Origin of the sequence: Kaistia defluvii, from assembly GCF_040548815.1 — a bacterium.
In the GTDB taxonomy this organism is placed as follows: domain Bacteria; phylum Pseudomonadota; class Alphaproteobacteria; order Rhizobiales; family Kaistiaceae; genus Kaistia; species Kaistia defluvii_A.
Window position 1 is genome coordinate 65,092 of the sequence record NZ_JBEPSM010000006.1, and the last position, 14,006, is coordinate 79,097.

The window sequence follows — 14,006 nt, forward strand, 5'->3', positions numbered from 1 at the left end:
ATCCCCGTGTCGGGGCAGGATCCGGCGCGTCGATCGGCCGATTTTCGCGCCGCGCCACCGCATCCCCAGAGCTTGGTGCAGCCCGCGCGCCGTCGCCGTTGCGGCTTCCTGCCGAAGCCGCTATGAAGGCGCCCGTCCGGTTGTTCTGGTTGACCGGAGATCCTTCAATCTCTTCCGCAGCTTCTGCGGAAACTGCCCTTCAAAGGTTGCTGATGGCCCGGCTGGTGATGAAGTTCGGCGGAACCTCCGTCGCCGATATCGATCGCATCCGCATTGTGGCTCGTCACGTCAAACGCGAAGTCGACGCCGGCTTCCAGGTCGCCGTCGTGGTTTCGGCGATGTCCGGCAAGACCAACGAACTCGTCAGCTGGACGCGGGCCGCGGCGCCGATGCACGATGCGCGCGAATATGACGCCGTTGTCGCTTCCGGCGAGCAGGTGACCTCCGGCCTCCTGGCGATCGCGCTGCAGGAAATGGGCATCAACGCCCGCTCCTGGCAGGGCTGGCAGATCCCGATCCGCACCGATGGCGCCCATGGCGCCGCACGCATCGTCGACATTGACGGCTCGAAGCTGATCGAGCGGCTGGAGCAGGGCCAGGTCGCCGTGGTTGCGGGTTTCCAGGGCCTCGGCCCGGACAATCGCATCGCCACGCTCGGCCGCGGCGGTTCCGACACGAGCGCGGTGGCGATCGCCGCCGCGATCAAGGCGGATCGCTGCGATATCTATACGGACGTCGACGGCGTCTACACGACCGATCCCCGGATGGTACCGAAGGCCAAGCGCCTCGACCGCGTCTCGCATGAAGAAATGCTCGAGATGGCGTCGCTGGGCGCGAAGGTGCTGCAGGTACGCTCCGTCGAACTGGCTATGGTGCATGGTGTGCGGACCTTCGTGCGGTCCAGCTTCGTCGATCCGGAAGATCCGGGCCTCGCCGATCCCAACAATCCCCCAGGCACCCTCATTTGCGACGAGGACGAGATCGTGGAAAAGCAGGTTGTTACCGGCATCGCCTATGCCAAGGACGAGGCTCAGATCTCGCTGCGCGAAGTCGCCGACAAACCCGGCGTCGCCGCCGCGGTGTTCGTGCCGCTGGCCGAAGCCAACATCAATGTCGACATGATCGTGCAGAACGTCTCGGAAGACGGCACGACCACCGACATGACCTTCACCGTGCCGAATACCGATTTCGACCGGGCCTGGAAGGTGCTGGCCGAGGCGCGCGATTCGATCGGCTATACCAGCGTGCAGGGTTCGCGCGACCTGACCAAGGTTTCGGTGATCGGCATCGGCATGCGAAGCCATGCCGGCGTTGCGGCGTCCGCCTTCAAGGCGCTCGCCGGCAAGGGCATCAACATCCGCGCGATCACGACGTCGGAAATCAAGATTTCGATCCTGATTGACGCGGCCTATACCGAGCTGGCCGTACGGACGCTGCATTCGCTCTACGGGCTGGACGCCGCCTGATCAACAGGCTTTCCGACCCGACGAAACAGCATTGTACCTTCTGCCTAACTCGTGCCACGACTAGGTAGGAAGCATGCGGGGAACCGGCCGAATCGGCCGGCTTCCCGAGACGGATTTCGATGGTCGGAACCCGTCAAAGCTCTCAAATTGCGGAAGGCGGACCATGCGGGGGTCACTCGCCGGGCCGCGCGTCCTGCTCCGTCGCCTGCGCGAAATCATGGCGGAGCCGATCAGCGCGCAAGACCGGCTCGACAAGATCGTAGCCCAGATCGCGGCCAACATGGTGGCCGAGGTGTGCTCGGTTTATGTCCTGCGCGCCGATGACGTGCTCGAGCTCTACGCCACCGAAGGCCTGAACCGGTCGGCCGTCCACCATGCGGGCCTGCGTGTCGGGCAGGGCCTTGTCGGCCTGATCGCCTCCGAGGCGCGCCCGCTCAATCTGCAGGACGCGCAGAGCCATCCGGCTTTCGCCTACCTGCCGGAGACGGGCGAAGAGATCTACAACGCGTTCCTCGGCGTGCCGATCCTGCGCGCCGGCCGTACGCTCGGCGTCCTCGTCGTGCAGAACCGCGCCCACCGCACCTATCACGACGAGGAAGTCGAGGCGCTCCAGACCACCGCGATGGTTCTGGCCGAGATGATCGCGGTCGGCGAGCTGCAGGGCCTGGCGCGGCCCGGAACCTCGCTCGACGTCAAGCGCCCGTTGTCGCTGAAGGGCACGCCGCTCTCGGACGGCATCGCGCTCGGCCATGTCGTGCTGCACGAGCCGCGCGTCGTCGTGACCCAGCTGATCGCCGAGGACACGGACAAGGAGAGCCAGCGGCTTGAGCAGTCGATCGCCAATCTGCGTCTCTCCGTCGACGACATGCTCTCGCGCGACGATATCGCGCCGGCCGGCGAGCATCGCGACATCCTCGAAGCCTATCGCATGTTCGCCTATGATCGCGGCTGGGTGCGCCGCATGGACGAGGCGATCCAGAACGGGCTTTCGGCCGAAGCCGCCGTCGAGAAGGTTCAGAGCGACACGCGCGCCCGCCTGCAGCGCCAGACCGATCCGTATCTGCGCGAGCGGCTTCACGATTTCGACGACCTGGCCAACCGCCTGTTGCGCGAGTTGATGGGCAAGTCGCATGGTCCCGATGGCGGCACGCTGCCCAAGGACAGCATCATCGTCGCGCGCAACATGGGCGCCGCCGAACTGCTCGACTATGACCGCAGCCGCGTGCGTGGACTGGTGCTGGAGGAGGGCGGGGCGACCAGCCACGTCACCATCGTCGCCCGTGCCCTCGGCATTGCCACGATCGGTCGCGCCGCCAACATCGTCTCGCTGGTCGAGAATGGCGATCCCATCATTCTCGACGCGGATATCGGCGAGGCGCATGTGCGGCCGCCGGCCGATGTCGAGGCGGCCTATGGCGAGAAGGTCAAGTTCCGCGCCAAGCGCCAGGCCCAGTACAGGCTGCTGCGTAACAAGCCGGCGGTCACGCTGGATGGCCACCGCGTTTCGCTGAACATGAATGCCGGCCTGCTGGTCGACCTGCCGCATCTTTCGGAAGCCGGCGCCGAGGGCATCGGCCTGTTCCGCACCGAACTCCAGTTCATGGTCGCCTCGACCATGCCGCGCATGGACGAGCAGACGGCGCTCTACGCCGCCGTCCTCAAGGCCAGCGGCAATCGGCCTGTCACCTTCCGCACGCTCGATATCGGCGGCGACAAGGTGCTGCCTTACATGCGCATGCAGCCGGAAGAAAATCCGGCACTTGGCTGGCGGGCGATCCGGCTTGGCCTGGATCGCCCGGGCCTGCTCCGCATGCAGTTGCGGGCGCTGTTGCACGCGGCGGCCGGCCGCGAGTTGCGCGTCATGCTGCCGATGGTCACCGAGGTGAGCGAGATCCGTCGCGCCCGCGCCCTGCTCGAGCGCGAGGTCGCGCAGCTGCGCCGTCATGGCCACGAGGAACCGTCGCGCATCCTGCTCGGCTCGATGGTCGAGGTGCCGGCCCTGCTGTTCCAGCTCGATTCGCTGATGGAGGCCGTCGATTTCGTCTCGGTCGGCTCCAACGACCTGCTGCAATACATGACGGCGAGCGACCGCGGCAACATGCGTGTCGCCAGCCGTTTCGACCCGCTGTCGCGGCATTTCCTGCGCACGCTGCGTCGGATCGTCGAGGCGGCGGATCGGCATGGGACGCCGGTGACCTTGTGCGGCGAAATCGCCAGCCGGCCGCTGGCCGCCGTTGCGCTGGCGGGCATCGGCTTCCGCTCTCTCTCGATGTCGGCCGCCTCGATCGGTCCGGTCAAGGCCACCCTGCTGGCGCTTGACTTGAGCCGGCTGAAGGCCGTGCTTGATCCCCTCTTAGCCCTGGACGATGGCGAGGACGGCGTCCGCGCGGCGCTTTCCGCCTTCGTCGAAGCCGAAGGCATACCGATCTGACCTCCTTGCTGCCGCCCGGGCTTCCCTGGGAAAAGATCAATCATCTCGTTGCCCGCGCCGAGGTCATCGACCAGAAGCTCGCCGCGACCAGCGACGGCGCGACCCTGGTGCAATTGTCCAAGGAGCGATCGGAACTGCAGGATATCGTCGAGGCCGTCCACCGGCTAAAGGCGGCCGCGGCCGAACGCGAAGCGCTGGACGATCTCGCCGGCGATCCCGAGATGGCGGGGCTTGCCGAGGAAGAGCGGGATTCGCTCGAAGCGCAGATCGAAGCCCTGACGCAGGAGATCCGTGTTCTGCTCCTGCCGCGCGACGCGGCCGACGAGAAGAGCGCCATCCTCGAAATTCGCGCCGGCACCGGCGGCGACGAGGCCGCCCTGTTCGCGGGCGATCTCTTCCGCATGTATCAGCGCTATGCCGCGCTGCATGGCTGGCGGATTCAGGTCCTCTCGGAGAGCGAGGGCGAGGCCGGCGGCTACAAGGAAATCATCGCCGACGTGACCGGCAAGGGCGTGTTCGCCCGGCTGAAGTTCGAATCCGGCGCCCACCGTGTGCAGCGCGTGCCGGCGACTGAGGCGAGCGGCCGGATCCATACCTCGGCTGCGACGGTGGCCGTGCTGCCCGAGGCCGAGGATGTCGACATCGACATCCGGCCGGAAGACATCAAGATCGACACGACGCGCGCATCGTCGGCTGGCGGCCAGCACGCCAACACGACCGATACGGCCGTGCGCATCACGCATATCCCGACCGGCACCGTCATCGTCGTGGCCGGTCGGTCGCAGCACCAGAACCGCGCCCAGGCGACGCAGATCCTGCGCGCCCGATTGTTCGACATGGAGCGCGAGCGGCTTTCGTCCGAGCGTGCCGCCGACCGCAAGGGCCAGGTCGGTTCCGGCGATCGCTCCGAACGCATCCGCACCTACAACTTCCCGCAAGGCCGGGTCACCGACCATCGCATCAATCTGACGCTCTACAAGCTCGAGGCGGTGATCACGGGCGAGGCGCTCGACGAGATCATCGAGCCACTGATCACCGAGCATCAGGCGGGGCTTCTGGCCGCGCTCGATTCATGAGCCTTCCGGCCGCCACGCTGGCTTCGGCGCGCCGCGCCGCGGCGGCGCGGCTGGCGGCCGGGCTCGGGCCCGATGCGACGCCGGCGCTGGATGCGCGTCTGCTGGTCGCCGGCGCGCTTGGCATCGCGCCGGACCGTCTGATCCTCGTCGATGACCGGGAGCTTGCCCAAGCCGAGAGTCATGCCATCGACGCGGCGATCGAGCGCCGCCTGGCCGGCGAGCCCGTCGCCCGCATTCTCGGCGAAAAGGAATTCTGGGGCCTGAGCTTCCATCTCGCCGACGCGACGCTGGTGCCTCGCCCGGACACCGAGACGCTGGTCGAGGCGACGCTGGCCTGGATCGACCGGACGCATGGCCGCGACAAGCCGCTGCGCCTGCTCGATATCGGCACCGGCACGGGCGCGATCCTGATCGCCCTTCTCAGCGAACTGCCCCGTGCGATCGGCCTCGGCGTCGATCTGTCGGGAGAGGCGGCCCGTGCGGCGCGCGACAACGCTGCGCGGCTGGGTTTCGCCGAGCGCAGCCTGTTCGTTCGCGGCTCCTGGTCGGCATGTTCCGGGCCCGTGGATGTAATCGTCTCAAATCCGCCCTATATAGAGAGTGGAATCATCTCCACCCTGGATCGGGAGGTCAGAGACCACGATCCGATGCTGGCATTGGATGGGGGGGATGACGGTCTCGTTGCATACAGAGCGATCCTTGCGGATCTGGACCGGGTGATGCATCCCGGCGGTGCGGCGTTTTTTGAAATTGGCCACGATCAGGCTCAGGCGCTCGCGTCGCTGGCCGGTGAATCCGGCCTCACGGTCGAGGTCCATCGCGATCTCGCGGGCCATGACCGGGTGGTAGAACTGCACCGATTGACTGGAGCCTGATGCCAAAGCGCGCAGGCGCCTGAAATTGAATAATCCGCTTGGAAATCAGCCACGAAACAGCTAGTTTCCGAGCCACCGCAGATGGAATTGATGCGTCTCCCTGACGTCGAAGCTTAGGCTTCGCGAGGGAGCGGCGCGGTAAGGGCCAGATTGGCCGTGAGGGTCGGATCGGGGGAGATCGACCGGGCTTCAGTGCCTAGAGCGTCATCTCTACTTGGTACGACACGAATTCCCAGGACGCCCCGCTCCGGCGGTGGCCAGGTTGCCCAAGGTCCGATGTCTGGACACTTGGCTGCCCGATCCGCGGAAGAGTGACGATCGTCTTCGCCGGTTCCGGCGTTTCGGGCTGAGGCTCGATGCGGCCCGATATCGACGGATTTGTCCGGCCGGCGTTTCGCTTCGGTCGATGAGATTGGTTGACCTTGTTGGTCACGGAAGAGAAAATTCATGAGACAAGGACAGCAGAACAACAATAACAACAAGCGGATGCGCGGGCGGAACAACAGCAATAGCAACAACAATAACAACAACCGCAAAGGCCCCAATCCGCTGACCCGCTCGTTCGAGAGCAACGGTCCGGATGTCAAAATCCGTGGCACCGCTCTCCACATCGCGGAGAAGTATGTGACGCTGGCGCGCGACGCGCAGTCGTCCGGCGACCGCGTCATGGCCGAGAATTATCTGCAGCACGCCGAGCATTATTTCCGCGTCATCGCGGCGGCGCAGGCGCAGAACCCGCAGAACGCCCAGCAGCCGCAGCCGTCCTATCGCTCCGACCAGGACGATGAAGGCCTCGACGAAGAGGACGATCGCTTCAGCGAACGCTTCGGCCAGGCACACAATCAGGAACGCGGCCAGCAGGTCGATCGCCAGCCCCAGCGTGACAATGACGGCAACGTCGCCCAGGCCGACGGGCAGCCCTATGCCAACGGCCAGAACGGCGGCACCCAGAACGAGGCCCGCGAAGGCGGGGATCGCCAGCAGGATCGCCCCGAACGTCAGGACCGCCAGGAGCGTTACGAGCGGCCGGCGCGAACCGACCGGCAGGATCGCGGAGAGCGTCAGGACCGCCCCGAGCGGAACGACCGCTCCGATCGCAACGAGCCGCGCGGCGACCGTCCCGAGCGGACGGAACAGCGCGCGGATCGTCCCGAACGCCAGGACCGCCCTGAGCGTCAGGATCGTCCGGAACGTCAGGATCGCCCCGAGCGTCAGGATCGCCCGGAGAGGACCGACCGCCAGCCGCGTGCGGACCGTGGCGAGCGTCGCGACCGTTCGGATCGCGGCGACCGCAACGAGCGTTCGCAGCTTCCCCGCTTCGTGACGGGTGAGCCGGCGCCGCAGCCGGTTGTCGATGCAGCGCAGTTCCATCCCGCGGCCGATCAGGCGAAGCCCGAAGCCATCCGCGCGGAGCCGGCTACGTCGGAACCGGTGACGCCGGAAGTCGTCGAGGTCGCGAAGGCCGAACCGGCAGTCGTTGCGCCGGTCGCCGAAGCCGTTGTGGCCGAAGCGCCGCGTCCGACCCGGGCGCCCCGCAGCAGCGCTGCGAAGGCCGAGCGGGCCGCGGCGGCATCCGCCGCTGCCGCCGAAGCAGCGCCCTCGCTCGATCTTGGTATCGAAGGTGCGGCCTCGACCGATGAGGAAGAGTTCCGTCCGCGCCGCCGTCGCACCACCCGGGCGCGGGTTCGCACCTCGGAAGACGAGGCGGGCTCCGAGCCGGCAATGGCCGGCGAGCCGGCGGGCGACGAATAGGTCGTCCTGCCGCAGAAAGTTTGAAAACGCCCGGGCCTCGCGCCCGGGCGTTTTTGTTTCCGGTCCAGGGATCCGCGCGGGCCTAAACATTGGCTTTCGGCTGGTCGTGAGGCCCAGGGCAGGCTCGCTAAAATTGTGCGGCCCGCCCCTTCCTGTTGCTATTGGGCAACACTATATCCGGACTGGCGGCAGGCCGGAACTTGGCTGTCGCTGGACTGAGGTCCATATTCAGAGCGGCCCATGCGCGCCTTCGGGGCGATGGGACCGGGTCAGGAGGCGACGATGAATTTTGATAATTACTCCGAGCGCGCGCAGGGCTTTATTCAGTCAGCGCAGACGCTCGCGATGACGCGTGGCAACCAGCAGTTCACGCCCGAACATCTTCTCAAGGTTCTGCTCGACGACGAGGAAGGTCTGGCTGGTGGCCTGATCGACAGTTCCGGCGGCAATTCCCGCCAGGCGCTCGCCGCGACGGAGCGCGCGCTCGAAGCCATGCCGAAGGTTTCCGGCGGTGGCGCCGGCCAGCTTTATCTGGCACCGCCGCTCGCCAAGGTCTTCCAGCAGGCATCGGACCTCGCCAAGAAGGCCGGCGACAGCTTCGTCACCGTCGAGCGGCTGCTGCTCGCTCTGGCGCTGGAGAAGGACGCTAAGACGGCCGACATCCTTAAGGATGCCGGCGTGACGCCGGTTGGCCTCAACCGCGCGATCGAAGCCCTGCGCCAGGGTCGCACGGCCGACACGGCCGGCGCCGAGGGCCAGTATGACGCGCTGAAGAAATATGCCCGCGATCTCACCCAGGTGGCGCGCGACGGCAAGCTCGACCCGGTCATCGGCCGGGACGACGAGATCCGCCGCACCATCCAGGTGCTGTCGCGCCGGACGAAGAACAATCCGGTGCTGATCGGCGAACCGGGCGTGGGCAAGACGGCGATCGCCGAAGGCCTGGCGCTGCGGATCGTCAATGGCGACGTGCCCGAGAGCCTGAAGGACAAGCGCCTGCTCGCGCTCGACATGGGCTCGCTGATCGCCGGCGCCAAATATCGCGGCGAGTTCGAGGAGCGCCTGAAGGCTGTGCTGTCCGAAGTCACGTCGGCTGCCGGCGGCATCATCCTGTTCATCGACGAGATGCACACGCTGGTCGGCGCGGGCAAGGCGGATGGCGCGATGGATGCGTCCAACCTGCTGAAGCCGGCTCTCGCTCGCGGTGAACTGCATTGCGTCGGCGCCACCACGCTCGACGAATACCGCAAGCATGTCGAGAAGGACGCGGCGCTCGCCCGGCGGTTCCAGCCGATCTTCGTCGGCGAGCCGACGGTCGAGGATACGGTTTCGATCCTGCGCGGCATCAAGGAGAAGTATGAGCTGCACCATGGCGTGCGGATCACTGACTCCGCGCTGGTCGCCGCCGCTACTTTGTCGAACCGCTACATCACGGACCGTTTCCTGCCCGACAAGGCGATCGACCTGGTCGACGAGGCGTCCGCGCGGCTGCGCATGCAGGTCGATTCCAAGCCGGAAGCGCTCGATGAACTCGATCGGCGCATCATCCAGCTCAAGATCGAGCGGGAAGCGCTGAAGAAGGAGACCGACCAGGCCTCGAAGGACCGGCTCGAGCGGCTGGAGAAGGAGCTGACGGACCTCGAGGAGGAATCGGCGGCCTATACCCAGCGCTGGCAGGCGGAAAAGCAGAAGCTGAACGTCGCGCAGAAGCTGAAGGAACAGCTGGATCAGGCGCGCAGCGACCTCGACAAGGCGCAGCGTACCGGCGATCTGGCCAAGGCCGGCGAGCTTGCCTATGGCACGATCCCGACCCTGGAACGCCAGCTCGTCGAAGCCGAGAAGGCGCAGACCAGCACGATGATGGAAGAGGCGGTGACGCCCGACCACATCGCGCAGATCGTCTCGCGCTGGACCGGCATCCCGGTCGACCGCATGCTTCAGGGCGAGCGCGAGAAGCTGCTGCGCATGGAGGATGAGCTTGGCCGCCGCGTTGTCGGTCAGGGCGAAGCCGTGCATGCGGTGTCGACCGCCGTTCGCCGGGCGCGCGCCGGTCTGCAGGATCCGAACCGGCCGATCGGCTCGTTCCTCTTCCTCGGCCCGACCGGCGTTGGCAAGACGGAGCTGACCAAGGCGGTCGCCTCCTTCCTGTTCGACGACGAGACCGCGATGGTCCGCATCGACATGTCCGAGTTCATGGAGAAGCACTCCGTGGCCCGGCTGATCGGCGCCCCTCCGGGCTATGTCGGCTATGAGGAGGGCGGGGCGCTGACCGAGGCGGTTCGGCGTCGGCCTTACCAGGTCGTGCTGTTCGACGAGGTGGAGAAGGCGCATCCCGACGTCTTCAACGTGCTGCTGCAGGTTCTCGATGACGGCCGCCTGACCGATGGTCAGGGTCGCACGGTCGATTTCAAGAACACGCTGATCATCATGACGTCGAACCTCGGCTCCGACTATCTGGCGCATCTGCGCGATGACGAGGATGTCGATGGCGTGCGCGAGCAGGTCATGGCGGTGGTGCGCGGGCATTTCCGGCCCGAGTTCCTGAACCGTCTCGACGACATCATCCTGTTCCATCGCCTGAAGAAAACGGAGATGGGCCGGATCGTCGAAATCCAGCTCGGCCGCCTCGCCAAGCTGCTCGAAGAGCGCAAGGTGACGCTGGAGCTGGACGATACGGCGCGTAGCTGGCTGGCCGAGAAGGGTTACGACCCCGCCTATGGCGCGCGTCCGCTGAAGCGGGTGATCCAGCGCTATGTGCAGGATCCGCTGGCCGACAAGATCCTGGCCGGCGAGATCGCCGACGGCTCGCTGATCAAGATCACGGCCGGCACGGACAGGCTCCTGTTCCTGCCGCGCGGCGAGACGGCCTCGCAGGCCGCCTGATCCGCAACCGACGCGGATCCTGTTGCAAAGACGGGGTCCGCTTCCCCAGCAAAGAGGCCGCGCCGGAGAAATCCGGCGCGGCTTTTTGCTGTCGGCAGCGGCTCAGCCGGTCTGGTCCTGCCAGTGCCTGTGAAGGGCTGCGATATCGCCCGAGCAGAGCAGGGGCATGGCGTTGCGGATCCGCTCGATCGGCCAATCCCACCAGGCCATTTCCTGCAGCAGGGCGATGGTCTCTTCGGGGAAGCGCTTGCGGATCGTGCGCGCAGGATTGCCGCCCACGATCGCATAGGGCTCGACATCCCTCGTCACCAGGGCCCGGCTGCCGATCACCGCGCCATTGCCGATGCGGATGCCCGGCATGATCATCGCCTCGGCGCCGATCCACACGTCATGGCCGATCACCGTGTCGCCGGCGGGCTGGTAGGCGTTGATCGCACCGGCGAATGCCGGCTCCTCGGGCACGAAGAAAAACGGGAAGGTCGAGACCCAGTCGTTCCGATGGCCCTGGTTGCCGGCCATCATGAAGGACGCCCCGGTGCCGATCGAGCAGAAGCTGCCGATGACGAGACGATCGACATCGGTGCGGTCGGGCATCAGATAGCGGGCGCAGTCATCGAAGGAATGGCCGTGATAATAGCCGGAATAGTAGCTGTAGCGGCCGACCTGGATATTGGGGTTGGTGACCTGCTCGGTCAGCGGCTTGCCCAAAAACGGGCTCTCGAAATAGTTCATGGTTCTTGTCCATGTCGGTGCGCCTGCGAAACGCGTCGCAGCGGGCACCCCAGAAACAGAAATTCGCCTCGGGCGAGGCGGGTGACGGCACAAGCCAACTGCCGCATCCGAGATGCGGCAGTCAGGCAAGCGCGGTCATCTGTCGCTTTCTGGTAACATCAAGCTTTCTCCGGACTAGTTCCGGCTCCGCGTTGAAGGCCCATCGCCGCGACGATGGTGCTGTCCAACGGTCTTCTGCTCTTCGCCTCGCGGCGAAACGGCGTTGGTCTGCGAGGCGCCCTAGTTGGTTGCCTCTTCCTCGGCGTTGATCGCGGCGACCTTCGAACTGGCCGGCATGCCGATCAGCGTATCGATGCGGGTCTTTTCCTGCTTGAAGGCCAGCAGCACGTCACCCTGCAGAACGCGGCCGCGCGGCAGGCGCACGCGCAACGGATCGACCGGCTTGCTGTTGATGCGGACCTCGTAATGCAGATGCGGGCCGGTCGACAGGCCGGTCGAGCCGACATAGCCGATGACCTGGCCCTGCCGCACCTTGACGCCCGGACGGATGCCCTTGGCGATCGCCGACTGGTGGCCATAGGCGGATTCATAGCCATTGGTGTGCTGGATCAGCGTGAAGTTGCCGTAGCCCGAACTCCAGCCGGCCTTCTCGACCGTGCCGTTGCCGGCGGCCAGGATCGGCGTGCCGCGCGGGGCGGCCCAGTCGACGCCCGGATGCAGGCGCGTATAGCCAAGGATCGGGTGCTTGCGGTAGCCGAAATTCGAACGCAGCACGCCGCCATTCATCGGCTTCCGGACCAGGAATTTCTTGGCGCTGCGGCCTTCCTCGTCGAAATAGTCGACCACGCCGTCATCCGGCGAGCGGTAGCGGTAATAGCGCTTGGTCGCGCCGTCGAGCGTGATGGCGGCGTAGAGGATTTCCTCGTCATCCTCGGCACCGCCGGATTCCGGCAGCGAATGGAAGACTTCGAGGGAATCCCCCGGTGCGACGCGCGACTGGAAATCGACGTCGTAGGAGAAGATGTGGATCAGCTCGGTGATCAGCGGCACCGGGATCTTCTGCTCCAGCGCGGTCTCATAGACGGCCTGGTAGAGGCGCGGCATCGGGCTGTTGTCGGCCGGGGCCGGCTCCGCCATCTCGAATTCGTCGGTCGAACTCTCCGGCTCGTCGGCGCGTACGAAGGTGTCGTCATCGCGGCGCGCGACGGTCGCCTGGTGCGAGCCTTCGTCATAGATCGACACGCGCATCGGCCGCGGGGTTTCGCCTTCCGCCGAGAAGAGGATGCGAACCTTCTGCCCGGCCTGCAGGTCCGACAGGTCCATGAGATTGGACATGGCGGCGAGGATGTTCTGGGCGTCAGGCTGGGCGACGCCGCTTTCGTCGAGGATCTCGGCCAGCGTTTCCTTCTTCTCGACCACGGCGACGCGCTCGTCGGACGGGATCGCCGGGCCGGTCTTGGAAACGAAGGAGACGTTCTCCGGCACGATGCGCACGCCGAGCGCCGAGAACGGATCGGTGCCGCTTTCGTCGAAGGAGAAGCGGTCCGGGTCGACATAGGGCATCGCCGCGATCTGGACGCCGTTGGATACGGTCGTCTGGATCGAGGCGCGCGCGACCTGTTCGGCCTCGTCCGGGCTGAAGCTCGGCTCCTCCGGCTGCGGTGCCTCGCCGATCGGGAAGTCGCTGACCTTGATCGAGACCTCGCCCTCGACATTGGCGCCGTAGATTTGCTCCTGCTCGGCACCCACGGCGACGACGCTGGCGCCGTCGCCCTTGGTATCGTCGGCGACGCCGTCGGCATTGCCGTCGATGATCAGGCCGTCATCGCCGCCGTCCCCTGACGCGCCTTCGTCATCGACGACGCCGAGCTTCTCGGCGGCGGTGGGAGCGGGCGGATTGTCGCCGCCCTTGTCGCCGCCGCGGCTGCCGGCCGCTCCGGCGACGATCTTGGCCGGGTCATAGGCCGGCACGTCGTCGCTGAGGGCGGTGATGGTGGTGGCGATCGAGGTCGCGATGCGGGCGAACGGCTTCAGCTTGATGAGATCGCGGTCGCCCTGCTTGGTGACCGTCGAGACCTGGACGACCTGGCGATCCGAGGCCGGCTCGCGCGCGGTACGGATGCGGTCGCCCTTGGAGCCATTGGACAGGGGGACGTCGCCGCCCGCTTCCGAGGCGCGCATGGCGCGGCCAACTTCCGGCGGGAAGGCCAATTGATGGCGCCCGTCGAGCGCCGCCATCAGGGCGCCGCCCATCAGGATGGTGGAGGTGAAGCCCGTGAGCACGGTGCCGGTCAGCCAGCGAATGCTGACGCTGCGCCGATGCGGAACACCCTCGCTCGTGTCGCCAACCGTCAAGGGCGGCTCCCGCCCGAGGTCGATGCGCGCGCCGTGCATTCCTCTTGCTGGCGCGCCGCCGCGCGTCGATGCCTTCACGGTCTCGTATTCTCCCCGTCGCCGGCAGCTTTTCTAGCGCCTGTCATCTGATCCTGGAGCCTGCCCCGCGTGACGAAGGAACTTGCCGTCCGCGGCGGCTCAAGTCAACGAAGCGGTCGCCTCTTGTGACCATCCCGCATGGCGCCTTGCCGGACGGCCATGCGCGGTAGCCGCGCGACCGACGCAGCACCGCAAAGGACAGGCTCCTGAACTCGTCCCTTTTCGTGTCATCAATATGGCTGGCGCCGGCTTTGGCGAGGGAAGAGGGAAGAGGGAAGAGGGAAGAGGGAAGAGGGAAGAGGGAAGAGGGAAGAGGGAAGAGGGAAGAGGGAAGAGGGAAGAGGGAAGAGGGAAGAGG

8 protein-coding genes are annotated in these 14,006 nt (G+C 66.3%); 6 read left to right on the forward strand and 2 right to left on the reverse strand.

What is annotated here, in order from left to right; translation table 11 throughout:
• The first annotated feature begins 212 nt into the window (after positions 1–212).
• The 6 genes from ABIE08_RS23320 to clpB all read left to right on the forward strand — a co-directional run bounded on the left by ABIE08_RS23320 (position 213) and on the right by clpB (position 10,483).
• Entirely contained in the window at positions 213–1,466 is a 1,254-nt protein-coding gene (locus ABIE08_RS23320; protein ID WP_354554504.1) for an aspartate kinase, read from the forward strand.
• 163 nt (positions 1,467–1,629) lie between these two features.
• Positions 1,630–3,897 carry a phosphoenolpyruvate--protein phosphotransferase gene (gene ptsP / locus ABIE08_RS23325; RefSeq protein WP_354554506.1) on the forward strand — a complete coding sequence of 756 codons (2,268 nt, stop codon included), beginning with the start codon at positions 1,630–1,632 and terminating at the stop codon, positions 3,895–3,897.
• 5 nt (positions 3,898–3,902) lie between these two features.
• A complete protein-coding gene (gene prfA, locus ABIE08_RS23330) occupies positions 3,903–4,973 on the forward strand; it encodes a peptide chain release factor 1 (RefSeq protein WP_354554508.1) in 1,071 nt (356 codons plus the stop codon).
• Positions 4,970–5,848 (forward strand): peptide chain release factor N(5)-glutamine methyltransferase, encoded by an 879-nt coding sequence (gene prmC / locus ABIE08_RS23335; protein ID WP_354554510.1) that lies wholly within the window; start codon positions 4,970–4,972, stop codon positions 5,846–5,848. Before prfA ends, prmC begins: the two co-directional genes overlap by 4 nt.
• Positions 5,849–6,295: 447 nt before the next feature.
• On the forward strand, positions 6,296–7,600 hold the full coding sequence (locus ABIE08_RS23340) for a DUF4167 domain-containing protein (RefSeq protein WP_354554512.1): 1,305 nt from the start codon (positions 6,296–6,298) through the stop codon (positions 7,598–7,600).
• 282 nt (positions 7,601–7,882) lie between these two features.
• Positions 7,883–10,483 (forward strand): ATP-dependent chaperone ClpB, encoded by a 2,601-nt coding sequence (gene clpB, locus ABIE08_RS23345; protein WP_354554514.1) that lies wholly within the window; start codon positions 7,883–7,885, stop codon positions 10,481–10,483.
• A gap of 102 nt (positions 10,484–10,585) precedes the next feature.
• On the opposite strand, the gene catB is transcribed toward clpB, so the two are convergent.
• Both catB and ABIE08_RS23355 read right to left on the reverse strand, forming a co-directional pair.
• On the reverse strand, positions 10,586–11,215 hold the full coding sequence (gene catB, locus ABIE08_RS23350; protein WP_354554516.1) for a type B chloramphenicol O-acetyltransferase: 630 nt from the start codon (positions 11,213–11,215) through the stop codon (positions 10,586–10,588).
• A gap of 279 nt (positions 11,216–11,494) precedes the next feature.
• Positions 11,495–13,570 (reverse strand): M23 family metallopeptidase, encoded by a 2,076-nt coding sequence (locus ABIE08_RS23355; protein ID WP_354554518.1) that lies wholly within the window; start codon positions 13,568–13,570, stop codon positions 11,495–11,497.
• Positions 13,571–14,006: the final 436 nt, after the last annotated feature.